General features: G+C 70.1%; 27 protein-coding genes. 15 read left to right on the top strand and 12 right to left on the bottom strand.

The annotated features are described in order from the left end of the window. A complete protein-coding gene (cyoE, locus tag LRM40_RS14645; protein ID WP_151125673.1) occupies nt 1-888 on the top strand; it encodes a heme o synthase in 888 nt (295 codons plus the stop codon). 71 nt (nt 889-959) lie between these two features. On the opposite strand, the gene LRM40_RS14640 is transcribed toward cyoE, so the two are convergent. Then, a complete protein-coding gene (locus LRM40_RS14640; RefSeq protein WP_151125672.1) occupies nt 960-1,919 on the bottom strand; it encodes a YVTN family beta-propeller repeat protein in 960 nt (319 codons plus the stop codon). A gap of 171 nt (nt 1,920-2,090) precedes the next feature. On the opposite strand from LRM40_RS14640, the gene LRM40_RS14635 reads away from it, so the two are divergent. Further along, entirely contained in the window at nt 2,091-2,822 is a 732-nt protein-coding gene (locus LRM40_RS14635) for a glutathione S-transferase N-terminal domain-containing protein (RefSeq protein ID WP_151125671.1), read from the top strand. A gap of 7 nt (nt 2,823-2,829) precedes the next feature. Here LRM40_RS14635 and LRM40_RS14630 read toward each other — a convergent pair whose 3' ends face one another. Beyond that, nucleotides 2,830-3,123 (bottom strand): hypothetical protein, encoded by a 294-nt coding sequence (locus tag LRM40_RS14630; protein WP_151125670.1) that lies wholly within the window; start codon nt 3,121-3,123, stop codon nt 2,830-2,832. A gap of 130 nt (nt 3,124-3,253) precedes the next feature. Between LRM40_RS14630 and LRM40_RS14625 the strand changes: the two genes are divergently transcribed. Both LRM40_RS14625 and LRM40_RS14620 read left to right on the top strand, forming a co-directional pair. Then, complete coding sequence (locus LRM40_RS14625) at nt 3,254-4,120, top strand: creatininase family protein (RefSeq protein WP_151125669.1); 867 nt, start codon at nt 3,254-3,256, stop codon at nt 4,118-4,120. Between the two features lie 49 nt (nt 4,121-4,169). Beyond that, a complete protein-coding gene (locus LRM40_RS14620) occupies nt 4,170-5,441 on the top strand; it encodes a YncE family protein (RefSeq protein ID WP_170288967.1) in 1,272 nt (423 codons plus the stop codon). 80 nt (nt 5,442-5,521) lie between these two features. Here the strand turns inward: LRM40_RS14620 and LRM40_RS14615 are convergent, their stop codons facing one another. Continuing rightward, the gene (locus LRM40_RS14615) at nt 5,522-6,880 is read right to left on the bottom strand and encodes an MFS transporter (protein WP_151125667.1); all 1,359 of its coding nucleotides are present in this window, start codon (nt 6,878-6,880) and stop codon (nt 5,522-5,524) included. Nucleotides 6,881-7,063: 183 nt separating this feature from the next. Here LRM40_RS14615 and LRM40_RS14610 point away from each other — a divergent pair, with 183 nt between their 5' ends. From LRM40_RS14610 to LRM40_RS14590, 5 genes are all read left to right on the top strand, one after another. Beyond that, on the top strand, nt 7,064-9,223 hold the full coding sequence (locus LRM40_RS14610; protein WP_151125666.1) for a PAS domain S-box protein: 2,160 nt from the start codon (nt 7,064-7,066) through the stop codon (nt 9,221-9,223). Nucleotides 9,224-9,239: 16 nt separating this feature from the next. Beyond that, nucleotides 9,240-9,851 carry a response regulator transcription factor gene (locus tag LRM40_RS14605; RefSeq protein WP_151125665.1) on the top strand — a complete coding sequence of 204 codons (612 nt, stop codon included), beginning with the start codon at nt 9,240-9,242 and terminating at the stop codon, nt 9,849-9,851. Nucleotides 9,852-9,938: 87 nt separating this feature from the next. Then, the gene (locus LRM40_RS14600; RefSeq protein ID WP_151125664.1) at nt 9,939-10,910 is read left to right on the top strand and encodes a DnaJ C-terminal domain-containing protein; all 972 of its coding nucleotides are present in this window, start codon (nt 9,939-9,941) and stop codon (nt 10,908-10,910) included. Further along, nucleotides 10,907-11,221 carry a MerR family transcriptional regulator gene (locus LRM40_RS14595; protein ID WP_151125663.1) on the top strand — a complete coding sequence of 105 codons (315 nt, stop codon included), beginning with the start codon at nt 10,907-10,909 and terminating at the stop codon, nt 11,219-11,221. The genes LRM40_RS14600 and LRM40_RS14595 overlap by 4 nt, the downstream gene beginning before the upstream one ends. A gap of 64 nt (nt 11,222-11,285) precedes the next feature. After that, on the top strand, nt 11,286-11,891 hold the full coding sequence (locus LRM40_RS14590) for an ATP-dependent Clp protease proteolytic subunit (protein ID WP_151125662.1): 606 nt from the start codon (nt 11,286-11,288) through the stop codon (nt 11,889-11,891). Between the two features lie 11 nt (nt 11,892-11,902). Here LRM40_RS14590 and LRM40_RS14585 read toward each other — a convergent pair whose 3' ends face one another. Next, a complete protein-coding gene (locus LRM40_RS14585) occupies nt 11,903-12,799 on the bottom strand; it encodes a LysR family transcriptional regulator (RefSeq protein ID WP_231067570.1) in 897 nt (298 codons plus the stop codon). Between the two features lie 70 nt (nt 12,800-12,869). Here LRM40_RS14585 and LRM40_RS14580 point away from each other — a divergent pair, with 70 nt between their 5' ends. Continuing rightward, nucleotides 12,870-13,793, top strand: a complete 924-nt coding sequence (locus tag LRM40_RS14580; protein WP_170288962.1) for a DMT family transporter — start codon at nt 12,870-12,872, stop codon at nt 13,791-13,793. A 19-nt stretch (nt 13,794-13,812) separates the two neighbouring features. Here the strand turns inward: LRM40_RS14580 and LRM40_RS14575 are convergent, their stop codons facing one another. Further along, nucleotides 13,813-14,541, bottom strand: a complete 729-nt coding sequence (locus LRM40_RS14575) for a class I SAM-dependent methyltransferase (protein WP_151125607.1) — start codon at nt 14,539-14,541, stop codon at nt 13,813-13,815. A 151-nt stretch (nt 14,542-14,692) separates the two neighbouring features. On the opposite strand from LRM40_RS14575, the gene LRM40_RS14570 reads away from it, so the two are divergent. Then, nucleotides 14,693-15,247: a flavodoxin family protein gene (locus LRM40_RS14570; RefSeq protein WP_151125608.1), complete on the top strand. Its 555-nt coding sequence runs from the start codon at nt 14,693-14,695 to the stop codon at nt 15,245-15,247. A 27-nt stretch (nt 15,248-15,274) separates the two neighbouring features. On the opposite strand, the gene LRM40_RS14565 is transcribed toward LRM40_RS14570, so the two are convergent. Then, the gene (locus tag LRM40_RS14565) at nt 15,275-15,712 is read right to left on the bottom strand and encodes a hypothetical protein (protein WP_211373055.1); all 438 of its coding nucleotides are present in this window, start codon (nt 15,710-15,712) and stop codon (nt 15,275-15,277) included. A 124-nt stretch (nt 15,713-15,836) separates the two neighbouring features. Beyond that, nucleotides 15,837-17,093, bottom strand: a complete 1,257-nt coding sequence (locus LRM40_RS14560) for a hypothetical protein (protein ID WP_151125609.1) — start codon at nt 17,091-17,093, stop codon at nt 15,837-15,839. Between the two features lie 174 nt (nt 17,094-17,267). Here LRM40_RS14560 and LRM40_RS14555 point away from each other — a divergent pair, with 174 nt between their 5' ends. Together LRM40_RS14555 and LRM40_RS14550 are read left to right on the top strand one after the other, a co-directional pair. Continuing rightward, a complete protein-coding gene (locus LRM40_RS14555; protein ID WP_151125610.1) occupies nt 17,268-17,687 on the top strand; it encodes a VOC family protein in 420 nt (139 codons plus the stop codon). Between the two features lie 75 nt (nt 17,688-17,762). After that, entirely contained in the window at nt 17,763-18,374 is a 612-nt protein-coding gene (locus LRM40_RS14550) for a UPF0149 family protein (RefSeq protein WP_151125611.1), read from the top strand. Between the two features lie 16 nt (nt 18,375-18,390). On the opposite strand, the gene LRM40_RS14545 is transcribed toward LRM40_RS14550, so the two are convergent. Then, entirely contained in the window at nt 18,391-19,458 is a 1,068-nt protein-coding gene (locus LRM40_RS14545) for a cyanophycinase (protein WP_151125612.1), read from the bottom strand. Between the two features lie 119 nt (nt 19,459-19,577). Next, nucleotides 19,578-19,880 carry a 2Fe-2S iron-sulfur cluster-binding protein gene (locus LRM40_RS14540; RefSeq protein WP_151125613.1) on the bottom strand — a complete coding sequence of 101 codons (303 nt, stop codon included), beginning with the start codon at nt 19,878-19,880 and terminating at the stop codon, nt 19,578-19,580. Nucleotides 19,881-19,960: 80 nt separating this feature from the next. Between LRM40_RS14540 and LRM40_RS14535 the strand changes: the two genes are divergently transcribed. Together LRM40_RS14535 and htpG are read left to right on the top strand one after the other, a co-directional pair. Next, nucleotides 19,961-21,667 (top strand): MBL fold metallo-hydrolase, encoded by a 1,707-nt coding sequence (locus LRM40_RS14535; RefSeq protein ID WP_151125614.1) that lies wholly within the window; start codon nt 19,961-19,963, stop codon nt 21,665-21,667. 100 nt (nt 21,668-21,767) lie between these two features. After that, nucleotides 21,768-23,654 (top strand): molecular chaperone HtpG, encoded by a 1,887-nt coding sequence (htpG, locus tag LRM40_RS14530; RefSeq protein ID WP_151125615.1) that lies wholly within the window; start codon nt 21,768-21,770, stop codon nt 23,652-23,654. Between the two features lie 21 nt (nt 23,655-23,675). On the opposite strand, the gene LRM40_RS14525 is transcribed toward htpG, so the two are convergent. The 3 genes from LRM40_RS14525 to LRM40_RS14515 are packed head-to-tail and all read right to left on the bottom strand — an operon-like array spanning nt 23,676 to nt 25,993. Next, a complete protein-coding gene (locus tag LRM40_RS14525; protein ID WP_151125616.1) occupies nt 23,676-24,179 on the bottom strand; it encodes a CZB domain-containing protein in 504 nt (167 codons plus the stop codon). 45 nt (nt 24,180-24,224) lie between these two features. Then, nucleotides 24,225-25,271, bottom strand: a complete 1,047-nt coding sequence (locus LRM40_RS14520; protein ID WP_151125617.1) for a serine/threonine protein kinase — start codon at nt 25,269-25,271, stop codon at nt 24,225-24,227. 32 nt (nt 25,272-25,303) lie between these two features. Beyond that, nucleotides 25,304-25,993 carry a GNAT family N-acetyltransferase gene (locus LRM40_RS14515; protein ID WP_231067569.1) on the bottom strand — a complete coding sequence of 230 codons (690 nt, stop codon included), beginning with the start codon at nt 25,991-25,993 and terminating at the stop codon, nt 25,304-25,306. Nucleotides 25,994-26,247 lie beyond the last annotated feature (254 nt).

Here is a 26,247-nt window from a genome sequence, read left to right as displayed (position 1 = left end):
TTGAAGCTCAGCCGTTACCTCCAGGTCACCAAGCCCGGCATCACGGGCGGCAACCTGATCGCCACCTTCGGCGGCTTTCTGCTCGCCAGCCAGGGCCACACCCTGGACTGGGGGCTGATGCTGGCCACGGCGATCGGCCTGTCGCTGGTGGTGGCCTCGGGTTGCGCGATCAACAACTGCATCGACCGCGACATCGACAGCCGCATGGCCCGCACCCAGAAGCGGGTGCTGGTGACCGGCGCGATGAGTGTGAAGGCGGCCTTCGCGCATGGCCTGCTGCTGGGTGTGGCGGGCTTCGCCACCCTGGCGCTGTGGACCAACGCGCTGGCCACGGCCTGCGCGGCCTTCGGCTACTTCATCTACGTGGGCGTCTACAGCCTGTGGATGAAGCGCCGCTCGGTCTACGGCACGGTGGTGGGCAGCCTGTCGGGGGCGGTGCCGCCGGTGGCGGGCTACTGCGCCGCCAGCGGCCGCTTCGACACCGGCGCGCTGATCCTGCTGCTGATGTTCTGCCTGTGGCAGATGCCACACTCCTACGCCATCGCGATCTTCCGCTTCAAGGACTATGAAGCGGCCCAGATCCCGGTGCTGCCGGTGGTGCGAGGCATCTCCGAGGCCAAGCGCCAGATCGTGCTCTACATCCTGGCCTTTGCCGCGGCGACCGTGCTGCTGGTGGTGGGCGGCTACGCCGGCTACGGCTACCTGGCGGTGGCGGTGGCCACCAGCCTGTGGTGGCTGAAGATGGCGCTGGCCGGCTACCAGCCGGCGGTGGACGACCGCCGCTGGGCCCGCCAGGTCTTCCTGTTCTCGACCATCACCATCTCCGCCCTGAGCGTGATGATGGCGGTCGACGGCCAGGTGCCGGCCCACGTGGGCTGGGTGCTGTGATGCAGCGCTGAACCGCGGTTCGGCCATGAAAAAGGGCGGTCCTCGGACCGCCCTTTGCTTTGGTGCTCGCGTCAGCGGATGGCCACGCCCCAGGGCAGCTTGCCCACCGGGATGTCCTTGATCTTCTCGTTCTTCGTCAGGTCGATGACCGAGACCGCGCCCGAACGGCCACAGGCCACGTAGAGTTTCTGGCCGTCGGGGGTGAGCGCCATGTTCCAGGGCCGCTGGCCCACCGGGATGGTGGCCTGCACCGCCAGCGTCCGGGTGTCGATGACCATCACGTTGTGGTCGCCGCCGTTGGAGACGAAGACCCGCTGGCCGTCCGGGTGCACCACGATGCCGTTGCTGCGCAGGCCGACCTTCACCTGGCCCACGATCTTCCAGCTCGCGGTGTCGATCTTGTAGACCTCGCTGGCCGTCTCGGCCGCCACCCAGGCGAACTTGCCATCGGGCGAGAAGCCCATGCCGCGCGGCCGCGCGCCCACCGGGATCTGGGTCAGCTCGCTGCGGCTGGCGAAGTCGATCACGTCCACCGCCTCGCCTTCCTCGGCACTGACGATCACCGTCTTGCCATCGGGCGAGAACACCGCGTGCTCGGGGTTTCGGCCCTTGACCTTGACCTCGAACACCTTCTGCCGGGTGGCGGTGTCGATGAACATCACCTCGTTGCCTTCCTCGACCGCGGCGGCCACCCAGCGGCCATCGGCCGAGATGCCGGCGCCCTCGGGCGAGGTGCCCAGCGGGATGCTGCCCACCAGCTTGCCGGCCACCAGGTCCACCACGTTCAGCGCGCCGGCGGGCTGGTCGGTGACGAAGGCGGTGCGCGCATCGGGGGTGACCACCGTGCCGCGCGGCTTCTTGCCGGCGGGGATCTCGGCCACGACCTGGTCGGTCTCGGTGTCGATCACGCTGAGGGTGCCGGAGCCCTCGTTGGGCACATAGGCATGGGGGCCGGCCCAGGCGGGCGTCAGGCAGGCGCCCGCCAGCAGCGCGGCGCTCAGGAGCTTCAATCGGGGTGAAACGGGAGGCATCACGGATCCTTGCAGCGGCAGGGGCGCCGCTTCGGATTCAGTGTAGAAAGCCCGCTGGTTCCGGGGTAGCGGCCGAACCCTGGACCTGGCTGTACCAGGGCCATTGCAGACGTCCCAGAATGGAGCACTCCCGCGTCACAGCGGCGGATCCTCGCATCCAGAAAGGTCATCATGTCCCTTGCCTCGCCCCCCTATGCGCTGCACTACTGGCCCACGCCCAACGGCCACAAGATCACGATGCTGCTCGAAGAACTCGGCCAGCCCTACGAGATCCATCCGGTGAATATCAGCGCCGGAGATCAGTTCAAGCCCGAATTCCTGGCCATCGCGCCCAACAACCGCATGCCGGCTCTGGTGGACCCGGCGCCGGCCGATGGCGGCGAGCCGCTGAGCCTGTTCGAGTCCGGCGCCATCCTGATGTACCTGGCGGAAAAGCACGGCGCCTTCCTGCCGGCCGATCTGCGCGGTCGCAAGGCGGTGCTGGAATGGCTGTTCTGGCAGGTTGGCGGCCTGGGGCCCATGGCCGGGCAGAACCACCACTTCGGGATCTACGCGCCCGAGAAAATCCCCTACGCCATCGAGCGCTACGTCAAGGAGACCAACCGTCTCTACGGCGTGCTGGACCGGCGCCTGGCCTTGGTGCCTTTCGTCGCGGGGGAGGCCTACACCATCGCCGACATGGCGATCTACCCCTGGATCGTGCCCTGGGAGCGGCAGCAGCAGCGCCTGGCCGACTTTCCGCACCTGTCGCGCTGGTTCGCCGAGGTGGCGGCGCGGCCGGCCACGGTGCGGGCCTATGCCGTGGCGCAGACCGAGCCTTTCAGCGGCCGTTCGGCGGTCACCGAGGCCGGCAAGAAGCTGCTGTTCGGGCAGACGGCGGCTTCGGTGACGGGCCGGCCCTGAGGCCGTCTCAGTGGCGGCCGGTGTCCATCACCGCCGCCAGGGCTTTCTCCAACTCGGCACCGAGGGTCTGCAGCGTGCTGCGCACCTGAACCGGATCCCCGCTGCCGGTGTCCATGCGCAGGCCGGCCAGGTCGTCGGCGACGGCCTGGCGCATCTGGTCGATTTCGCTGAGCCGGGCCTGCAGGGCGGGATGCAGGGGGGCGCTCGTCTCGCGCGCCTGGTCCATCAACTCGTCAATGTGACGCAGGTGCGACTCGGACTCCAGGATGTGTTGTTCGATCAGGCGGTCAACTTGGCTCATGGTGCCTCCGTTGGGATGAGACGAAGTGGTGTGCGCTGTCGGTGAATCCTTCACGCCCAGTGTCGCGCGGACGCTGCCTCGTGGTCTACCCCCTGCGGGGCCGGCGACAATGGAGCCTCTGGCAGCACATATGCATTTGTTCCTCACTTTTCTACGGCGGTTCCCTGCGGCGCTTGGCGCGCTGGGTTTTTCCTTCGGATGCCTGACGGCCGCCGCCCAGCCGGGCGCCTCGGTCGCACCGGGACAGTCGGTCGATCTGGAGGCCCTGACGACCACCGAACTGGCGGCTCGGCAGGCCGCCGGCGTGGACACCGTGCTGGTCCCCGTGGGCGGCACCGAGCAAAGCGGTCCGCACATGGCGCTGGGCAAGCACAACGTGCGGGTGCACCACCTGGCCGACGAGATCGCCCGGGCCTGGGGCCGGGCCGTGGTGGCCCCGGTGCTGGCCTATGTGCCCGAGGGCACGGTCACGCCGCCGCAGGGTCACATGCGCTTCACCGGCACCATCTCTATCCCCACGCCGGTCTTCGAGGGCGTGCTGGAAGGGGCGGCCCGCAGCTTCCACCAGCACGGCTTCCGCCATGTCGTGTTCCTGGGCGACCACGGCGGCTACCAGCACAGCCTGGAGGTCGTGGCCAACCGTCTGAACAAGGAGTGGAAGGGCGGCAGCGGCGGGCCGGCCGTGGTCGCCCTGACCGGGTATTACCGCGCCGCCGAGGACTTCAACGGCATGCTCAAGGCCCAGGGCTTCTCCGAGGCCGAGATCGGCCTGCACGCCGGTCTGGCCGACACCGCGCTGATGATGGCGGTCGATCCCTCGCTGGTGCGTGTCGATCGACTGCGTGGCGCCGGCATCGACCATGGCGCCGATGGCGTGCGGGGTCAGCCCGCACGGGCCACGTCTGCGCTGGGTCAGCCCGGCATTCGCCACATCATCGACACTTCGGTCGCGGCGCTGCGTGCGCAGTTGCCTCCGGTGTCCTCTCCCACCCGTTGACCGATCGGTCGCCGAATCGATCACCCGCCTTCTTTCCCAGGACGTTCTCTTGATCTCTTCGACCGTCTCGACACGCCGCCTGCGCTGGGCGGGTGCGTTGCTGGGGGCCACTGCGGCCGCCGCAGCCCTGTACGCCCACGCCGCTGCGCCGGCTGCCGCGCCCGCGGCGGCCGCTGTCGTCACCGTGCCGGGCATGCCCCGGGTGGTGAACCCGGCCAACCTCTACAGCGAAACCGCCACCGGCCGCGTCAGCCCGGCGCTCCAGGGCGATCTGCCGCGCGTCTATGTGCCCAATCTGCGCGGCAACAGCGTGTCGGTGATCGATCCGGCCACGCTCAAGGTGGTGGACACTTTCAAGGTCGGCCGCGGCCCGCAGCACATCGTGCCCTCGTGGGACCTGCGCACCCTGTGGGTGGCCAACAACGCCGAGCGCCGCACCGACGGCAGCCTGACCCCCATCGACCCTCGCACCGGCAAGCCGGGCGAATCGGTGGAGGTGGACGACCCCTACAACCTGTACTTCACGCCCGATGGCAAGTCCGCCATCGTGGTGGCCGAGGCCCGGCATCGCCTGGACTTCCGCGATCCCAAGACCCTGGCGATGCAGTACAGCATCGACGTGCCGCAGTGCGGCGGCATCAACCACGCCGATTTCTCCATCGACGGGCGTGAGGCCCTGTTCACCTGCGAATTCCAGGGCAGCGTGGCGCGGATCGATCTGATCAACCGCCAGGTGCTGGGCTACCTGAAGCTGAAGATGCCCTCCACCCGCTTCAAGGCCGCCGGCCCGGTGGATGGCGGCCCGCCCGGCAGCGAGATCTGCTCGGCCCAGAAGGGCATGCCGCAGGACATCCGCATCTCGCCCAATGGCAAGCGCTACTTCGTGGCCGACATGGAGGCCGACGGTGTGCACGTGATCGACGCCGCCACCTTCACCGAGATCGGCTTCATCGCCACCGGCGTGGCCGCCCATGGCCTGTATCCCAGCCGCGACGGCAGCAAGCTCTATGTGGCCAACCGCGGCTCGCACAAGATCCACGGCAAGCCCAAGGGCGCGGGCAGCGTCACCGTCATCGATTTCGCCAGCGAGAAGATCGTCGCCCAGTGGCCCATTCCCGGCGGCGGCAGCCCCGACATGGGCAATGTCAGCGCCGATGGCCAGTGGCTGTGGCTGTCGGGCCGCTTCGACGATGTGGTCTACCGCATCAGCACCAGCACCGGCGCGGTGGACAAGATCAAGGTGGGCCAGGAGCCGCACGGCCTGACCGTCTGGCCGCTGCCGGGTCGCTACTCTCTGGGCCACACCGGCAACCTGCGCTGAGCCCTCGCGGCGCGACGCGGCATGCAAAAAGGCCCGGCACCGTGAGGTGCCGGGCCTTTTTCTTCAGGTGCCCGGAACGATCAGGCCTTCTGCTCGGCGTCGATCTGCGAGGTCTTCTTCGTGTCCCGCATCAGCAGGTTGACCAGCAGGGTGCAGCCGATCACCGCGCTGGCGTACCAGTAGAAGCCCGATTCATGGCCGCCCTGCTTGAACCACAGGGCGATGTACTCGGCCGTGCCACCGAACACCGACACCGCGAAGGCATAGGGCACGCCCACGCCGGTGGCGCGGATGGCCGCCGGGAACAGCTCGGCCTTCACCACCGCGTTGATCGAGGTGTAGCCCGAGACGATCAGCCAGGCGCAGGCGATCAGCGCAAAGGCCTCCCAGGGGCCCTGGGCGTGCTGGATGGCGGTCATCAGCGGCACCGTCAGCAGGGTGCCCAGCAGGGCAAAGCCCACCAGCAGCGGTCGGCGGCCGATCTTGTCCGACAGCATGCCGTACAGCGGCTGCAGCAACAGCGCGAAGACCAGGCTGGCGGCCGAGACGGCGGTGGTCTGGGTGTCGGTCAGGCCCACCGACAGCTTCAGGAACTTCTGCATGTAGGTGGTGTAGACGTAGAAGGCCAGCGTGCCGCCCATGGTCAGGCCGACCACGATGGCGCATTCGCGCGGGTACTGCATCAGCTGGCGCAGGCCGCCCATCTTCTGGCCGGCCGAGCGGGCCTTGGCCTTCTCGAAAGACGCCGTTTCCGGCAGGTCGCGCCGCATCCACAGCGCCGTCAGGGCCAGGCCGGCGCCGACGAAGAAGGGGATGCGCCAGCCCCAGGCCTTGAGTTCCTCGGGCGTGAGCAACAGGTGCTGCAGCACCAGCAGCAGCACCAGGGCGGTGAGCTGGCCGCCGATCAGCGTGACGTACTGGAAGCTGGCGTAGAAGCCGCGGTGCTTGGAGGTGGCCATCTCCGACAGGTAGGTGGCGCTGGAGCCGTACTCGCCGCCCAGGCTCAGGCCCTGCAGCAGGCGGGCCAGCAGCAGCAGCACCGGGGCCAGCGCGCCCACGCTGGCATAAGTGGGTGCGCAGGCGATCAGCAGCGAGCCGCCGCACATCAGCAGCACCGAGGCCATCAGCGCGGTGCGGCGGCCCAGGTGGTCACCGATGTAGCCGAACAGCAGGCCGCCGATCGGCCGCACGAAGAAGCCCAGCGCGAAGATGCCCGCGGTGGACAGCATCTGCGCGGTCGGGTCCTCCTTGGGAAAGAAGGACGAGGCGAAGTACAGCGCGAAGGCCGAGTAGGCGTAGAAGTCGTACCACTCGACCAGGTTGCCGATGGAGCCGACGATGATGGCCTTCAGGCGCTTCAGGGAGATGGCCTCGTCGGCTGCCGGTGTGGTGGGGGTGGTGGGCGCGCGGCCGGCGTCCAGGGTGGTGGCGGGGGGCATGGATTTGTCTCCTCGGTACGGCGAATGCACGTCCGCCCCTGCGGCCGTGCCCGGGTTCGAGTGTGTCGAGCCCGGGACGCGGGGGCATCCGCAAGCGCGCCCGGAACGCTCTGCGTAGATTTACGGAGATGGGTGCTTGCCCTCCGCGCTGACGGCCACCATCTGCCAAGATGACGGCCGTCCATGTCCGTCTCCGTGTCCCCGGCCGCTGCTCCCGTCGCCTCCCGCTCTCGCCGTTGGGGGCGCTGGCTGCTGCTGCTCCTGCTGGCGTCGGTGCCGGTGTGGCTGGCGGGCTGGTGGACCGTGCGTCACGAGACGGACCAGCGCCTGGCGGCCCTGCATTCGGCCCAGGACCTGCACGCCCTGGGCCTGCGCGGCATCATCGGCAAGTACAGCTACCTGCCGGCCGTGGTGGCCCGCCAGCCGGCGGTGCGCGCGCTGCTGGCCACGCCCGGCGACGCGGCCCTGCGCGCGCGCGTGAACGAGGACCTGGCCGAGATCGGCCGCCGGGCCGATGCCCTGGCCGTCTACGTGATGGACCCGGCCGGCAATGCGCTGGCGGCCAGCAATGCCGGCACGCCGGAGAGCTTCGTCGGCCGCAACTATGCGCGCCGGCCCTACTTCACCCGGGCGCTGCAGGGCGGCACCGGCCTGTTCTACGGCGTGGGCCTGACCACCGGCCACCCGGGCCTGTTCGTGGCCGAGGCCATCCGGGCCCATGGCAGCGTGCTGGGGGTGGTGATCGTCAAGCTCTCGCTGGACAAGGTGGCGGCCACCTGGGCCCGCGCGCACGACCCGGTGCTGCTGCTGGACGAGCATGGCGTGGCCTTTCTGGCGACCTACCCCGATTGGCGGTACCACACCACCCGCGCGCTCACGCCAGCCGACGAGGCCGCCCTGCGCGACAGCGAGGCCTATGGCCATGGCACGGTGCCGAGTCCCATGCCCTGGCGGACCCAGGCGGCCGAGGCCGAGGGGGCCTTCGTGTTGCAGACCCGCGTCGCGGGCCGCTCCCGCAGCTTCCTGGCCCTGGCGCAGCCCCTGCCCGACTACGGCTGGACGCTGACGGTGATGACCGACCGCGACGAGATCCTGCAGGTGCGCGACCAGGCCTGGGCGATGGCGGCGCTGGCCATGGCCCTGCTGGTGATGGGCGGGCTGTACTGGCGCCTGCGCGAGCGCCGCTACGCTGAGCAGCGCGACGCCCGGCGCGAGCTGGAGCAGCGGGTGGCCGACCGCACCCGCGAGCTGCAGGAGGCCCAGGCCTTCCGCCATGCGATGGAGGAATCGCTGCTGGTGGGCATGCGGGCGCGCGACCTGGACGGCACCATCATCTACGTCAACCGGGCCCTGTGCCAGATGACCGGCTACGAGCCCGAGGAACTGCTGGGCCAGCGCCCGCCGTACCCCTACTGGCACCCGGACGACCTGGAGAAGCACTGGCATGACAGCAATGCCTCGCTGGCCGGCCAGGCCGAGCCCAGCGGCTTCGAGTCCCGCGTGCGGCACAAGGCCGGGCATGACGTGATCACCATGGTCTACACCGCCCCGCTGATCGACGCCGACGGCGTGCAGCGTGGCTGGATGAGCTCGGTGGTGGACATCACCGAGCAGAAGCGGGCCGAGGCGCGCCAGCGGGCCCAGGAAGGCCAGCTGCAGCGGGCGGCCCGCCTGGCCAGCCTGGGCGAGATGGCCTCCACGCTCGCGCATGAGCTCAACCAGCCGCTGATGGCCCTGTCCAACTTTGCCGCGGCGGCCCAGGCCCTGGCCCAGGGCGGCCCGCCGGACCTGCTGGTGCAGAGCCTGCAGGACGTGCGGGCCCAGGCCCAGCGGGCCTCGGAGATCGTGCGCCGCATCCGCGGCATGGTGCGCCAGGGCAGCGGCCTGGCCGAGCGCTTCGGCGCGGCCGAGCTGGTGGACACCGTGCTGGGCTGGCTCAAGCCCGAGATCACCGCCCGGCGCGTGCGCGTGGCCCGGGCCCTGCCGGCCGACCTGCCGCCGGTGCTGGCCGACCGCGTGCTGGCCGAGCAGCTGCTGCTCAACCTGGTGCTCAACGCCCTGCAGGCGCTGGAGGGACAGCCGGCAGAGCGGCGGCGCATCGAGATCAGCGCCCGCGCGGACGGTGCGCGCCTGCTTTTCAGCGTGGCCGACCACGGCCCCGGTGTGGCGGCCGACCATGCCGAGCAGCTCTTCGCCCCCTTCTTCACCACCAAGGCCGAGGGCCTGGGCCTGGGGCTGAAGATCTGCCGCTCCATCGCCGAGGCCCACGGCGGCGCGCTGAACTGGCACCCCCGCGAAGGCGGTGGCGCCGTGTTCGAATTCAGCCTGCCCCTGGCCTCCTGACGCTCAGACTCCCGCCATGACCTTCGCGCCGAAAGTCCAACTGCCCGTCTATGTCGTCGACGACGACGAGGCCGTGCGCCGCTCGCTGGTGATGCTGCTGTTTCCGCAGGGCCTGGCGGTGCAGGGCTTCGAGAGCGGCGAGGACTTCCTGGCCGCGGTGGACCCGCAGCAGCCCGGCTGCGTCATCCTGGACCTGCGCCTGGGGGGCCTGAGCGGCCTGCAGGTCTTCGAGGCCCTGCGCGCGGCCCACAGCCCGCAGGTGGTGCTGTTCCTGTCCGGCCATGGCGACATTCCCACCGCGCTGGCGGCCGTCAAGCAGGGCGCCTTCGACTGGGTGGTCAAGCCCGACACCGGCGCGCTGCTGGCCAAGCTGCCGCCGGCCCTGGCCGAGGCGGCCGAGCGCGCCCAGGCCCGCAGCCTGTGGGCCGGCCTGACCCCGCGCGAGCGCGAGGTGGCGCGCTGGGTGGCGCTGGGCTGGTCGAACAAGGCCATCGCCCGCGCCCTGGTGCCCGAATGCAGCCCGCGCTCGGTCGAGACCCACCGGGCCAACCTCTTTGCCAAGCTGGACATCGGCAACGACAACGCGCTGGGCCGCTGGCTCGCCCGTTTCGAGGCGGTGCTGCCCTGAAGGGTGGCGCGCGCGGCCGGCTTGTGCCAAGCTGAGTCTTGAAGCGGCGGCCCCTGGCCGCCATCTCTACGGGAGAGGACGCACACCGTGGAATTCAAGGACTACTACCAGATGCTGGGCGTGGCGCGCGACGCCAGTCCGGAGGCCATCAAGAAGGCCTACCGGCAGCTGGCACGCAAGTACCACCCCGACGTGAGCAAGGAGCCGGACGCGGCCGCCCGCATGAGCGAGGTCAACGAGGCCTATGCGGTGCTCTCCGACCCCGAGCGCAAGGCGGCCTACGACAACGTCGGCCAGGGCCATCAGGGCGGCGAGCACTTCACGCCGCCACCAGGCTGGGACAGCGGCTACGAGTTCTCCGGCAGCGGCTTCGAGCAGATGGACCCGGGCGAGTTCAGCGAGTTCTTCTCGCAGCTCTTCGGCCGTGCCGGAGCGGCGCGCCACCATGCCCGCCGACCCGCCGGTGGCGGGCGGGGGGAGGATCGCCACGCCCGCATCGAGCTGGCGCTGGAGGACGCCTTCACCGGCGGGCTGCGCCACCTGACCCTGCAGCATCCCGAGGTGGATGCGCAGGGCCGGGTGCAGATGCGTTCGCGGGTGCTGGAGGTGCAGATCCCGCGCGGCGTGCGACCGGGCCAGTTCATCCGCCTGGCCGGGCAGGGCGGGCCGGGACAGCCGCCGGGCGATCTGCTGCTGGAAGTGAGTTTCCGTCCGCATCCGCTCTTCCATGTGGAGAACGGCGTGCTGGTGGGCCGGCTGCCGGTGGCCCCCTGGGAGGCGGCGCTGGGCGCCGTCGTGCCGGTGGCCTTGCCCGATGGCCACACGCTCAAGGTGCGGGTGCCGGCCGGTGCCCAGGCCGGGCGCCGTCTGACGGTGCGCGGGCGTGGCCTGCCCTCGGCCACGCCGGGCGACCTGGAACTGGTGGTGCAGGTGGTGCTGCCCAGCGGGCTGGACCCGCGGGCCCAGGCGCTCTACGAGCAGATGGCCCGGGAGCTGACGGACTTTGATGCGCGCAAGGTGGCCGCGGCCGAAGCCGAGCGCGGGGAGACACCGACATGAGTCGACACATCACCACCTTCGAGGCCTGGTTGAGCCTGGACGAGTTCTGCCGGGTGGGGGCGCTCTCGCCCGACTGGGTGCGCTCGCGCCTGAGCACCGGCCTGCTGCAGGCCGTGGCCGGCGAGGCGGCCGAGTGCTTCGATGCGGCCATGCTGCAGCGGGCCTGCCGCATGGCCGCGCTGGAGCGCGATTTCGACGCCGTGCCGGAGCTGGCCGCGCTGGTGGCCGACCTGGAAACCGAGATCTCCCGGTTGCGCGCTCGGCTGCAGCACCTGGGCTGGGAAGACGCGTCCGAGACGGACGCACAATGAGCCCACAATGCCGACCATCGGCGCGCCGCCGGCCCGCCACCCCCGCACCCCACAGGAGATGACCATGACCCGCCTGGCCGACGCCAAGGACACGCCCGCCACCCCCGAGGACAGCACCCGCCTGGAGGACCAGTTCACCAGCAAGTCGCGCACCGTGATGGTGTTCGGCGAGATCAACGAGAAGCTGGCCCAGCTGACCTGCCGCCGCCTGCTGGCCCTGGCCACCGAGTCCGACAAGCCGATCACCGTGCTGATCTGCTCGCCCGGCGGCCATGTGGAGGCCGGCGACGCCATCCACGACATGATCCGCTTCGTCAACGCGCCGGTGTTCACCGTGGGCACCGGCTGGGTGGGCAGCGCCGCGGCGCACATCTACCTGGCCGCGCCGAAGGAGCGCCGCCTGTGCCTGCCCAACACCCGCTTCCTGATCCACCAGCCCGCGGGCGGCGCCGGCGGCCAGGCCACCGACATCGCCATCCAGGCCGAGCAGATCATCCGCACCCGGGCCCGCATCGCCAAGGTGATCGCCGAGCAGACAGGCCAGCCGCTGGACAAGGTGGCGCAGGACATCGAGCGCGACTTCTGGATGAACGCCGAGGAGGCGACCGCCTACGGCATCGTCTCGCGCGTGGTGCAGACCCAGGCCGAGCTGACCCAGCTGCAGGGCTGAGCCCCGCCCGCTCAGGCGGGCAGCGCGGCCGGTGCCCAGAGCTGGCGCTGCAGCAGTTCCAGCAGGTGGGCGGCGCTGGCCAGCGGCTCGGCGCCGCGCCAGCGGGCCACCAGCGCGGTGGCCGGCAGCGGCGGCAGGCCCTGGCGCACCGCCACCAGGCCCGGCTGGGCCATGCCCCGCGGCAGCGGGGCGACCGCCAGCCCGGCCGCCACCGCGTGGCGGATGCCGGTGGCGCTGTGGCCGGTGAAACGCAGCACCGGCTCGATGCCGGCCTGGGCCAGCGCGGCCAGGCCCGCCACCCGGAACACGCAGCCTTCCTGGAACACCGCCAGCGGCAGCGGTCGCTGGTGGGCGGCCTCGCTGCCCTCGCCGGTGAACCAGACCAGGGCCTCCTGACGCAGCCCCCGTTCCCCCAGGCCGGCCGGCGGCTGCGGCGCGCCGGCGCCCACCCGCTTGACGATGGCCAGGTCCAGCTCGCCGGCCTCCAGGGCCTGGCCCAGGCGCACCGACAGGTCGCTGCGCAGGCTCAGCGTGACGCGCGGGCAGGCCTGGGCGAAGGCCTGCAGCACGGCCGGGAAAGCGTCTTCCATCAACTCCTCGGGCAGGCCCACCCGCAGCTGGCCGGACACGCCGGGGGCGCTGAACAGGCTGCAGGCCTCGTCGTGCAGGCGCAGCAGGCGGCGGGCGTAGTCCAGCAGCGCGCGGCCTTCCTCGGTCGGCCCGTTGAGCCGGCCCTGGGCCCGATCCAGCAGGGGCTGGCCCACCTGTTCCTCCAGGCGCTTGACCTGCAGGCTGACGGCCGACTGGCTGCGGCCCAGACGCTCGGCGGCGGTCGAGAAGCTGCCGCTGTCGGCAATGGCCACCAGGGTGCGCAGCAGGTCCAGGTCCAGGTGTCGGGGGTTCATCATTCGAATCATCAATGATGCGTCGATAAATATCAACTTTGAAAATGATGGGCCAGCCTCTAAGGTGTCGCCCATGGACACCTCCTTCGCCCCTTCCGTCCCTTCCACCCCTTCCGTGAGCCGTGCCGCTCCCTCGCCCTGGGCCCTGGCGGCCGCCGGCACGCTGTTCAGCTTTCTGTGGGCCTCGGCCTTCATCGCCGGCAAGATCGGCTTCACCGCCTGTGGGCCGCTGACCCTGCTGTCGCTGCGCTTCACCTTGGTGGGCTTGGTGCTGGCCGTCGCGCTGGCCCTGCAACGGCAGCGGCTGCGGGTCTCGGGCCGGGCGGTGCTGGCCGGGCTGCTCAGCAACGCGGTCTACCTGGGCCTGGCCTACAGCGGCATGACCCATGTGCCCGCGGCGCTGACCGCCATCATCGTCTGCACCACACCGCTGCTGGTGGTGGCCCTGGGCGCTTGGCTGGGGCGCGAGCGCCTGGGCGCGCGGGCCGGCTGGGGCCTGGCCCTGGCCTTCGGCGCGGTGGTGATGATCATGGGCCAGCGCCTGCACCTGGACGGGCTGGCGCCCTGGGCGGTGGGCCTGATCGCCGCGGGCACGCTGGCCCTGGCGCTGGGCACGCGCCTGAACCAGGGCGTGGCCGGGCGGGAAGACCCCTGGCAGGTGGCCTGTGCCCAGCTGCTGGCCAGCGGCTTGGTGCTGCTGCCGCTGGCCTGGGCCACCGAGGGCCTGCAGGTGCGCTGGGGGGCGGCCTTCTGGGGCAGCCTGCTCTACCAGGCCGGGCCGGTGTCCTTGGGCACCACGCTGATCCTGCTGTGGCTGGTGCGCCAGGGCGGGGCCAGCCGGGCCAGCAGCTTCCACCTGCTCAGCCCCTTCTTCAGCATCGCGCTGGCGGTGGGGCTGCTGGGCGAGCGGCTTTATCCGCTGGATCTGCTGGGCCTGCTGCCTCTGGTGGCGGGCATGGCCCTGGTGCTGCACCGGCCTGCGCCCGCGCGGCGCTGACCCAGAGGCCGACCGGTCTTCAGTCCCGCCGCTGCAGCAGGCGCACGTGCATGGGCCGCAGGAAGTTGGCCCCATCCGGCCCCAGATGGGGCTGAAAGGCGGCGCGCACCTCGGCCACCCGGTTCGCGTCCAGGTAGTGGCGGGCAAAGCTGGGCCGCATCATGCGGGCTTCGAAGGTCTCGAAGCTGTCGAAATGGGCCGGCATGTCGAAGCGCAGCTCGGCCACCTGGGCCCAGGTGCCGGTGGTCAGGGCCTCGTCCAGCGCGTGCTGGGCGGCGGTGCGCACCGGACCCTCGTCGTTGAAGAGCCGCACGATGCGGTTGAGCGGGCCGGCATAGACGGGCTCCGATACATAGAGGTGGCCGCCGGGTTGGAGCACCCGGGCCACCTCGGCCAGCGCCGTGCCCATGTCGTGCACCGGCACGTGGTGCAGGGACTTGAGCATCAGCGCCAGATCGAAGCACTCGTCCGGCAGCGGAATGGCCTGGGCCCCGGCGCTGATGAACTGCAGCCCGGGCACCGGGGCCGCGGCCAGGTTCTTGTCGTGCTGGATGCGGTCCACCTCCAGGCCGGTGACCTGGCTGTCGGGGTGGCGGGCGAGTAGATCACGCGCCAGCCGGGCGGCGCCGCAGCCCAGCTCGATGATCTTGCGGCCGGCCAGCGGCACCAGGGCCGAGAGCACCTCGAGTTCGTCGGTGACCAGCAGGTCGGAGCGGATGGGCGGCAGGGCGGCGGAAGAGACGGTCATCGTGCAGGTGGGCGAGTTCAGGGAATTTGAATGCGTGCTTCAACGCGTCACCCGCACCGCATCGGCCGGGCCTGCCTAGACTGTTCCACAGATTCCACCCATCCGCGTGCGCTGCCGCAGTCAGCCGCATTCACCTTCACAGGAGTTTTTTATGAGCAAGATCGTCATCGTGTTTCACAGCGGCTATGGCCACACCAAGAAGGTTGCCGAGGCCGTGGCCGCCGGCAGCGGCGCCGAGCTGCTGGCCATCGACGCCGAGGGCAACCTGCCCGAAGGCGGTTGGGACACGCTGGCTGCGGCCGACGCCATCGTCTTCGGCGCGCCCACCTACATGGGCAGCCCGAGCTGGCAGTTCAAGAAGTTTGCCGACGCCACCTCCAAGGCCTGGTTCACCCGCGCCTGGCAGGACAAGGTCTTCGGCGGTTTCACCAACAGCGCCAGCCTCAACGGTGACAAGCAGGTCTCGCTGATCGCCCTGCAGACCCTGGCCTCGCAGCACGGCGGCATCTGGGTCAGCCTGGGTCTGCCCCCGGCCAACTCCAAGGCCGCGGCCCGCACCGATGTGAACAACCTGGGCGGCTCGGTCGGCCTGCTGGTGCAGTCGCCGTCGGACGCCAGCGTGGAGGAGATCCCCTCTGGCGACCTGGACACCGCCAAGCTCTACGGCGAGCGCATCGCCGCCATCACCGCCAAGCTGCGCGGCTGATGGAGATGCGGCGGCTGGCGCGCCCTCTCAGGGGGCGGCGGTCGCCGAAGCGGCGCTGCTGGCCGGGAGGCCGGCCGGCGCGGCACCGTTGGCAGCACCGGGCATCGGGGCCACCGGTCCGTCGGTGGTGAAGCCAACCACGAAATGCCGGGTCTCGCCGAAGCAGGAGCCCGGCAGCCCGACCTTTTCCTCGTACTGCAGGTCCACCCGCTGGCCCATCACCTTGCGCAGGCCCTGGGCCACCTGCTCGTCGTGCACCGTGAACGGGAATTTCTCGGACACCGTGCCGGGCAGGGTGACCATGGCCAGCTCGCCTTCCCAGGTCTTGCAGATCCAGCCCTTGCGCGAGAACTTTTGCAGGTAGCCGGCGCGGTCGCCGGTGGAATAGCTCCAGTGCCAGAAGAAGACGAGCATCAGCGTCGTCAGGGCGATCAGCACGAGCAGGGCAAGCAGGAGTTTTTTCATCACGGCGAGACGGGAATGCCGCGCGGCTGCGGCGCATCCGATGTTGGCACAGCCGGGGGGCGGGGCCAATGACAGAACAGCCGGCACGGGGCCGGCTGTGGTGCAGGTGCCGCGCGAAGGTGACTCAGTTGCCGGGAAGGATGCCGGAGGTGGCGCGGAACAGGCCTTCCGAGCAGTCACCGCACCAGGGCGGCTGGTCACCGGTGGCCCGGCTGGGGTCGAAGCGGTTGTAGAACACCACCGGACCGTTGTCGGTGATGTAGACCTCGGGGTCCATGCGCACGCGCAGCGTGCTGTCGTCGCTGACCTTCCAGAAGGCGGCGTTCTTGGGGTTGACCACGCCCAGCCAGATCGAGGACGGGAAACCGTTGGCGGTCTCTGTCAGGGCCATCGAGACATAGGACTTGCCGTTGTACACGAAGGGCTCGGGCGAGGCCACCGTGGTGCCGGCCGGCATGGTGATGGTGTTGAACAGCGTCCAGGTCGCCACGCCGTCGCCGTCCTTGTCCATCGGGCGGTAGAAGCGCAGCTCGGTTTCGTTGACCGTGGTCATCAGCACCTGCTTGCCGTTGAACTCGGGTGCGGACCACATCCAGGGCACGGTACGCAGGTCCTTGTCACCGTCGTCGGTGGTGATCTGCATCAGCTTGCCACTGTCCATCTTCAGCATGAAGACCTGCTTCACGCCGTTCACGTTCTGGGCATAGACCAGCGCATTGGCGCCCCGCACGAAGCGCACCGACACCGGCTTGGGCGTGGCCTTCATGCCCTTGACCTGCTTCTCGCTGGTGTCGTCGTTCAGGTAGCGCCAGTAGTGGCGGTTGAACTGGTCGACATAGCTGATGCGCGGATTGGCATCGCCTTCGTCATCGCTGGCATAGGGCGCGTTGCGCGGCAGGTCCGGGCCCAGCACCGACACGGTGTTGACCGAGCCGTCGGCATTGAGCTGGGCATAGGCCAGCCGCGCCGTCTTGGCGGACGGGGTCTGTCCCGCCACGAACTTGGTGTAGACGAGGTGGTCACCGGTGGCCGTGGCAACCCACTCCGGACCGTTGGTCGTGATGCCCATCTCCGCCGGGGTGATCGCGTCGGCGTCGATCAGCTTGTAGGTGGGCGTGACGATGTTGCCGGTGGCGGGGTCGAGCTTGCCGACCCACAGGTGCCCCTGGTAATCGCACCAGGTGAACATGTTGCGGGACTGGCTGAACTCCGTGTCCAGCAGATCGACCCGGGCATTGGCCTGAACCTCGTTGGGCGCGAAGCCCGCGGCCGGCACGGTCGCGGCGGGGACGGCCGCGGCAAGCGCCGCCAGGCAGATCCCGGCCAGTCCCTTCAGGGGGCCGGAGAAGAAACACGGAAAGTCTGCTTTCAAGATCTTCACCTTCGCCCTTGTGGCATGAACTGTGCGATACACCTTTCTCAAATTTTCACATCTCAGCATTCCGGACCCATCCCTAAACTGTGTTACGTACAGTCTGTTCTTGCCGCAGAACATGCACAGCAAGACCCGCGCCAGTCCATGGCCGCCGAAAGACCGTAAAGTGCCCGGATGAGCATGAAATACCTACACACCATGGTGCGCGTCACCGAGGTCGAGCCCTCCCTGCACTTCTGGCGCGACGCGCTGGGCCTGGAAGTGGTGCGCCGTGACGACTACCCCCAGGGGCGCTTCACGCTGATCTACCTGGCGGCTCCCGGCGACCACGCCGCCCAGATCGAACTCACCCACAACTGGGACCCGGAAACCTACACCGGCGGGCGCAACTTCGGTCATGTGGCCTACGAGGTGTCGGACATCTACGCGGCCTGCGAGCGGCTGCAGGCCCATGGTGTCACCATCCTGCGTCCGCCCCGTGACGGTCGCATGGCCTTCGTGCGCTCGCCGGACCAGATCTCGGTCGAACTGCTGCAGGCCGGCAGCCCGCTGCCGCCGGCCGAGCCCTGGGCCTCGATGCCCAACACCGGCAGCTGGTGAGCGGCGCAGGGGTTCCCGCGCGAGAATGGGCAGACCGCGTCGTGGACGCGGTGCCCGGCCCTGATTCCTTCCGCCATGAACTACCCTGATTTCAATCCCGCCTCGCCCAACACCCCGCTGAGCGATGCCGAACTCCAGCAGCTCGACGAGTTGCTGGCCTCCCTGCCCAGCGAGGCGGCCATGAACATCGAGGGCATGGATGGCTACCTGACAGGCCTGTGGCTTTTGCCGGGCGTGCTGGAGCGGCTGGGTACCGCCGGGTGGCTGCCCCTGGTGTGGGGCGGCGATGGCGATGAGGCCGCACCCTTCCCCAGCCAGCGTCAGCGCAAGAACACCACGGTGCTGGTGCTGCGCCATCTGCAATCCCTGGCTTGCCAATGGCGCGACGATGCCGAGCATTGGGAGCCCATCTTCAGCGTCGCCGAGCAGGGCGAGCGCGAGTGGGTGGATGCACGGGACTGGTGCACCGGCTTCCTGCAGGCCACGGACCTGGCTGCCGAAGCATGGGAGCCGCTGTGGGACGACCCCGAGATCGGACCGCTGTTGGTGCCCATCGCGCTGCTGGGCGGGGAAGGGCAGGACGATGGCGAGGCCGCCGACCTGGACGACCCCGAAGTGCTGGACTCGCTCAGCCGCAGTGTGCCCGATGCCGTGCTGGCGCTGCTGGCGCGTCGCGGCGGCCGCTGAGCGCCGCAGCGGCACCTCAGAAGCCGTCCAGTCGGTCACGTTCGCGCAGTGCCAGGGTGTGCGCCGGGGCAGGGGGCTCGTAGGGGTTCGCGCTGAACGCCCCCTGGTCCACGTCCACCCGGTAGTAGCCCGTCTGTGGGCGCCGGGCGAAGTCGAACTGCTGACCGGCGTCCAGGCGCCAGACCTTGTAGCCGGCGTAGCTGACCGGATCGGCCTCCCGCCGGCAGCTGTCCGCAGGCCGGTCGGCCAGCACCATGTAGGCGGTGTCGCCGTACACCGTGCCCAGACCGTGGCGGTCGATCACCACCGCGGCCCCCTCGTTGATGCCCAGGCCCCAGGCCTGCGCGGTATGACCGGTCGCCAGCTGCCGGCACAGGAAGGCCATCAGCCGGCCCATGCGGTCGCGTTTGACGAAGTGGCTGTCGGTCAGGGTGTTGCGCAGGGCGGACCAGTCGAACAGGTGTTCGCTGAAGCTCACGCTGTCGCGGTAGGGTTCGGCCAGTGCCGAGGTCGAGCTGACGCTGCCCTGGCAGCCGTCGTACACCGCCAGTGAACCCTGGATGGCCAGGCCGGCGCTGCCACCGCCGGTGCCGCCGCCGCGCTGCACCACCTGCCGCACCGCCGCGGGCAGCGGGCTGTCGCGCCAGCGCATGAAGTTGCATTGGTCCCCGCCGCGGAAATACACCACCTCGGCCCGCCGGATCGCGTCCAGCACGGCCGGGTCCGACGCGTCCTGCGGCTGGCGGATCACGATGGTGGTGCAGGAGTTGACCTGGTCCAGCCCCGTGATCGTGCGGCACTCGCCTTCCCAGTCCGGGTAGCTGGCGCCCAGCACCACCACGTCCAGGCGATCCCCGGACACCTGCTGCAGGAAGGCGGCGAAGGAGGCGCTGTCCGGCGGCCCGTCGCCCTTGAGATACAGCGCCGGGCCGCGCAGGGCGGCCACCGCGTTCTCCCGCGCGCCGACCCGGTGCAGCACCAGGCTGTCACCTTCGGCCTGTGCCAGGCTGGCACACAGCCACCCGAGAGCGGCGCAGACCAGGCGGTGCCAGGTGCGGCAGGAAAGGCTCGACCATCCAGGCATCGTGTCCTCCAGGGGCAGTCGGCGAGGAATCCCGGACATGCCGGGGCCATGGCCAACTCCAAGCAAGGATCAGACCCGAAGCTGACGGCTCTGCGACGGCCCTTGCGGCCGGGGTGTGTTCAGCGCGCCTCGGCGCCGGGCGCCCACAGGGTGACGTCGCCCAGGGCTTCGGCCACGCAGGGCAGCACCTCGCCTTCGGCCCGTTCCTCGGCACTCAGGCCCGGCCAGTCGATGCGGTAGCGCACCGCCCCGGCCGCCAGGCGGCAGCGGCAGGTCCGGCAGGTGCCGTTGCGGCAGGAGCGGGGCAGGCGAATGCCTGCCGCGTCGGCCGCTTCCAGCAGGCTCAGGCCGGCGGGCACGGGCAGCACGCGGCCCAGCGGCTCGATGCGCAGCTGCACGACCGGGGGTGGGGTCTCGGACATGTCGGCACTGTAGCGGCGACGGAACTCCGTAGACTGCGCCATGTGCAGGACCCGACAGAACACGACAAAGGAGACTTGGGATGAATGCCCCCTCGGACACCTTGGCAGAGCGCCTTTCGGAATGGCCTGCGGGCGGCCCCTGGTCGGACGACCACGCGCTGCAGGGCACGCGCCGTGCCGCCAGCGTGGTGCTGCTGCGCGATGCCGAGGGCGGGCCGCAGGTGCTCCTGCTGCGCCGGGCCGTGCGCGACGGCGACATGCGCAGCGGCGTCTGGGTGTTCCCGGGCGGGGTGCTCGATGCCGCCGACCCCGGCTTGCACGACCGGGCCCGGGGCCAGGACGCCGCCTTCAGCCAACGCATGCAGCTGCCCTGTCGCGGGTTGGACTATGCGATCGCAGCGGTGCGCGAGTGCTTCGAGGAGGTGGGCCTGCTGCTGGCCGACGGCCCCGACACGGTCCTGCGGCAGGCGGCCTCGGTCCGTCCCCAACTGCAGGATGGCCCCGCTTTTGCCGACTGGGTGCGGCAGGCCGGGCTGGTGCTGGCCGTCGATGAGCTGGTCTATCTGGCCCACTGGCTGACGCCCCTGGGCATGAAGCCCCGCTTCGACACCCGCTTCTTCCTGGCCCGGGCCCCCGAGGGGCAGGAGGCGGTGGCCGATGCCGGCGAGGCGCTGGAGCTGGCCTGGATGACCCCGGCCCAGGCCCTGGCGGCCGGCCTGCGCATGCTGCCGGTCACCCGGGCCCTGCTGCAGGGCTTGACCGCCCATCCCACGGTCGACGCGGCCCTGGACGCCGCACGGCAGCAGGGGCCCATCGAGCGCCAGTTTCCCCGCCTGGGCTGCGATGCGCAGGGCGTGCGTCCCGTGCTGCCGCACGAACTGCCCTATGCCGAGATCAGCCGCCTGGACCCCGAGGGTCGGGGGGATGTGTGGATCGCGCTGACGCCCGAGCGCATCGTCACCCTCTCGCCACGCGTGCAGCGCATCACCTGTGGCAACGGCTCGATGATGACCGGGCCGGGCACCAACACCTACCTGATCGGCTCGCCCGGCCACGACGAGGTCGCCGTGCTGGACCCCGGCCCCGAGGACGCCCGCACCGAGGCCCATCTGCAGGCCGTGATGGCCGCCGCCGCCGGCCGGCGCATCACCCGCATCCTGGTCACGCACACCCACCACGACCATTCGCCCGCGGCCCGGCGCCTGCAGGCCCTGACCGGTGCGCGGCTGATCGGTCTGCCGGCCCAGCACCCCGAGTGGCAGGACACCGGCTTCCAGCCCGAAGAGGTGCCGCAGGACGGGCAATGCTGGCGGCTCGGCGAGGACTGCACGCTGCGCGCGGTGCACACACCCGGACATGCCGCCAACCACGTCTGCTGGTGGCTGGAGCAGGAGGCCCTGCTCTTCACCGGCGACCATGTGATGCAGGGCTCCACCGTGGTGATCAACCCGCCCGACGGCGACATGGCCGCCTACCTGGCCTCGTTGCACTGGCTGCAGTCGCTGCCGCTGCAGTGGCTCGCGCCCGGGCATGGCTTCCTGATCGAGGCGCCGCGGCGCGAGTTCCAGCGCCTGATCGACCATCGCCTGGCCCGGGAGGCCAAGGTGCTGGCGGCCCTGGGCGAGCAGCCCGGGCCGGTGGCCCCGGCCGAACTGCTGCCCCGGGTCTATGGCGACGTTCCGCCGGCGCGGCATGCGGTGGCCGAGCGCTCGCTGCGGGCCCACCTGCTCAAGCTGCAGGCCGACGGCCGCGCCACCGAGGCACAGGGGCGCTGGCGGGTCTGCTGAACCCGGGGCTCTTGAAAAAGCGCGCGCCGCCCCCAGCTGTGGCGGCTGGAGCCCGGCCAGGGCTTTTTCACGATTTTCCAGACCCACAGTTCACGCAACGATGAGCAAGCAAACCCATGCCTTCCAGGCCGAGGTCAAGCAGATCCTCCACCTGGTCACCCACTCGCTGTACTCCAACAAGGAGATCTTCCTGCGGGAGCTGGTGTCCAACGCCTCGGACGCCTGCGACAAGCTGCGCTACGAGGCCCTGGACCATCCCGAGCTGTACGAGGACGCGCCCAACCTGGAGGTGCGGGTGTTCTTCGACGCCGAGGCCAAGACCCTGACCATCCGCGACAACGGCATCGGCATGAGCGCCGAGGAGGCCGCGGCCCACCTGGGCACCATCGCCAAGAGCGGCACGCGCGACTTCATGGCCAAGCTCTCGGGGGACCAGAAGAAGGACGCCAACCTGATCGGCCAGTTCGGCGTGGGCTTCTATTCCGGCTTCATCGTGGCCGACCGCATCACGGTGGAAAGCCGCCGCGCCGGGCTGCCGGCCGACCAGGCCGTGCGCTGGAGCAGCGAAGGCACCGGCGAGTACGAGCTGGAAACCATTGCCCGCGCCGAGCGCGGCACCGACGTCATCCTGCACCTGCGTGACGAGGAAGCCGAGTTCCTCTCCACCTGGCGCCTGAAGGCCATCATCAGCAAGTACAGCGACCACATTTCGCTGCCCATCCTGATGAAGAAGGAGACCTGGGACGCCGAGGCGGCCAAGCAGGTCGTGACCGACGAGTGGGAGACCGTCAACAAGGCCGCTGCCCTGTGGGCCCGTTCCAAGAGCGAGGTCACCGACGCCGAGTACCAGGACTTCTACAAGCAGATCAGCTACGACAGCGAGCCGCCCCTGGCCTACACCCACAACCGGGTGGAAGGCCGCAGCGAGTACACGCAGCTGCTCTACATTCCCAAGAAGGCGCCGATGGACCTGTGGAACCGCGACAAGCGTGGGGGCGTGAAGCTCTACGTCAAGCGGGTCTTCATCATGGACGACGCCGAGGCCCTGATGCCGGCCTATCTGCGCTTCGTCAAGGGCGTGATCGACTCGGCCGACCTGCCGCTCAACGTCAGCCGTGAGTTGCTGCAGGAAAGCCGCGACGTCAAGGCCATCCGCGAGGGTTCCACCAAGCGGGTGCTGGGCATGCTGGAGAGCCTGGCCGACAGCGACAGCGCCGAGGACAAGGCCAAGTACGCCGACTTCTGGAAGGAGTTCGGTGCGGTGCTCAAGGAGGGCGTGGGCGAGGACTTCGCCAACCGCGAGCGCCTGTCCAAGCTGCTGCGCTTCGCGTCCACGCATGCCGACGAAGGCGTCTCGCTGGCCGACTACGTGGCCCGCATGAAGGAAGGCCAGGAGGCGATCTACGTCATCACCGCCGACAGCCTGGCCGCCGCCAAGAACAGCCCGCAGCTGGAGATCTTCCGCAAGAAGGGCATCGAGGTGCTGCTGCTGACCGACCGCGTGGACGAGTGGCTGCTGTCGCACCTGCACGAGTTCGAGGGCCACATGCTGCAGAGCGTGGCCAAGGGCGCCGTGGACCTGGGCAAGCTGCAGGACGAGGAAGAGAAGAAGAAGGCCGAGGAAGTGGCCGAGGCCTTCAAGCCGGTGCTGGAGCGCCTGAAGGAGGCCCTGAAGGGCCGCGCCAAGGATGTGCGCGTCACCACCCGGCTGGTCGACTCGCCCGCCTGCGTGGTGGTGGACGAGGGCGACATGAGCGCCCACCTGGCGCGCCTGCTCAAGCAGGCCGGTCAGGCCGCGCCGGACGCCCAACCCATTCTCGAGGTCAACCCCGAGCATGCGCTGGTCAAGCGTCTGGCCGACGATCCGCGTTTCGACGACCTGGCCCAGATCCTCTTCGACCAGGCCCTGCTGGCCGAAGGCGGTCAGCTGGACGACCCGGCCGGCTATGTGCAGCGCGTGACGCGCCTGCTGGCACCGGCGGCCTGAGGCCGTCGGGCGGGCGGCGGATCAGGGCGTGGCCCGTTCGCTGCCCGTGGCGTGCAGGAAGAGCTCGGCCAGCTTGCCCTGCACCTGGACCGAGGCGCGCTGGTAGTCGCTGGCCAGCAGCTGGCGGGCGTCCTGGGGGCGGCCCTCCTCGACCGCCCGCAGCACGGCCCCGGCCATCAGGTGAAAGCGGGCATGGGTGGCGCGCACCGTGTCCAGCAGGGGCTCGCCGTGAAAGCCCTGGCAGCCCGGGCCGTGCAGCCACTGGCCCAGCACGCAGCGGTCGTCCGGACTGACGTCCGTGGACCGCAGTTGCTCATTCGACTCACCGTTCACCACGGCCTGCAGCCGCCCCTTCCACGCCTGGTGGGCGCGGATGGCGGCGGCGAAGTCCAGCCCGCCGACTTCGCCCTGGCCGGTTTCCTCCGGGGGCTGGGTGGCCAGCAGGCTGGAGGGCCCCCCCGTGTCTTCGGGGGGCTCGCTGCGGCTGCGCCCGGCCAAGGCCCGGATCCATGCCGTGAACTTCATGATCTGTCCCCTCGTGTCTTACCGCGTTGGGTATCTGGAGCCATCCTAAGTCAGATCCTGCAGGCGGTCGATCTGCTCGCGCAGTTCGTTGGCCTGCTGGCTCCAGTAGGACGGGCTGGCGAACCAGGGGAAGGCGACGGGAAAGGCGGGGTCGTCCCAGCGCTCGGCGATCCAGGCGCTGTGGTGAATCATGCGCAGGGTGCGCAGCGGCTCGATCAGCAGCAGCTCACGGTCATCGAAGTCCATGAAGTCGCGGTAGCCGTCGAGCAGGTGGTCCTGGGCGGCCGCCACGGCGGCGCGCTCGCCCGGCAGCAGCATCCACAGATCCTGGATGGCGGGACCGGTCGCGCAGTCGTCCAGGTCCACCAGGTTGGGCCCGCTGAAGGCGCCTTCCTCGCGCCACAGCACATTGCCGGGGTGGCAGTCGCCATGCAGGCGCAGCAGCCGGGCCGGCGGATGGCGCTCCATCACCGCGTCCACCAGGTCCAGGGCCTGGGCGCTCAGCCGCACCCAGGCATGGTCGATCTCGGGATCGACGCGCCCGCTGTCGATCAGGCGCTGGCGCGGCTGGTGTCCCAGCGTCGCGCTGTCGATGCGGCGGCGGTGCTCGAAGCGGCCGCGTGCGCCCACCGCATGAAGCCGGCCGAGCAGGTGGCCCAGGCGCCGCAACACCTCCGGGTCCTCCAGTTCCGGCGCCCGGCCCGTGCGCCGCTCGCTGACGGAAAAGCGGAAGACCTGGCCCTCGTCGGTCGTGACATGGGCCAGCGTGGGCGTGATGGGAGAGAGTTGCAGCGGCCCCACGTGCTCCAGCGGGTGCAGCACCAGCGGCGGCACCACAGGCAGGTCGGCCTGCGCCAGTTCGGCGGCGAAGGCGTGCTCCTCGGCGATCTGGGCATCGCTCCAGCGGCCGGGGCGGTAGAACTTGGCCACCACCACCCGGCCATCGTCCAGATGGGCCTGCCAGACGCGGTTCTCGTAGGAGTTCAGCTGCAGCAGCCGACCGTCGGGAGGCAGGCCGGCCAGATGCAGGGCCTGCAGCACGGCGGCTGGATCGAGTCCGGCAAAGGGTGGAGAGGGCGGAGAAGCGGGCATCGGCGCATGGTACGCCGCGTCCGCCGGCAGGCTCACTCGGCGGTGGCCGATTCGCGCGTGCCCGACCGGCTGTGCGGGGGCCAGGTCAGATCGGCGCCCATCCACGAGCTCAGCATCTGCATGAACTGGGCCTGACTCTTGACGCCGTAGTCAAACTCGGCAGCCTGGTCCGACATCAGGGCCTCCAGGCGCAGGCCGAGGTTCTCGGGCGGCAGCTTCAGCCGGGCTTCGGAATCCGAGCCGTCCCGCTCGACCGTGGCGCCCGCCTTGCGCGCGATGCGCAGCATGGCGGTGTTCTCGGTCAGGGCGTGGATGATCATGGTGTCCACGCCACGGATGCGGGCCCGCAACACGGCATGGTCGAACAATCGGGCGCCGTAGCCGCGGCCACGGGCGTGGGCGGCCACCGAGACGCCGAACTCCGCCAGATTCGAAGCCTCACCCTCCTGGCCCAGGTAGGCCACATGGGTCATGGCGATCAGTTCCAGCTTCCAGTTGAACACGCCGGCGATGTCGTCGCGGGCGAAGTTCAGCGAGGCGACATAGCGCTCGATCTGGGTGTCGCTGGCGGCGTAGCCGAAGCGCAGGTAGCGGTCGGGCGGCGACAGCGCCAGCAGGTGCGCGAGCACGTCCGGCCGGTTGATCTCGCTCAGGGGGCGGATCGGGATCCAGCGGCTGCGGGCGACGGGGCGAGGGGCGGAAGAGGTGTTCAGGGAGGTCATGGCCATCAGCAGGCGTGACAGGCCTGTGTCAGGTCTAGGGTTTACCCGGACTGTACAGGGTTTTCACGGATTCCGCAGTGCAGTCTGCACGACCTTCGCCGGATTGATGGCTTGTTCGCCCCGGTGGGGTTGGGCTATACTTGCCGGCTTTCCCGTTATCGGCGGGGAGAGTGGCGCCCGTCTTGAATGCCCATCCAGCATGGCTTCGAGCGGGTTGCGCAGTGGGTCTGAGAGGCTGCCGGAAACGTCGCTGC

The organism is Ideonella dechloratans (genome assembly GCF_021049305.1).
GTDB lineage: Bacteria > Pseudomonadota > Gammaproteobacteria > Burkholderiales > Burkholderiaceae_C > Ideonella > Ideonella dechloratans.
This window is presented reverse-complemented; position numbering and strand designations above follow the sequence as displayed.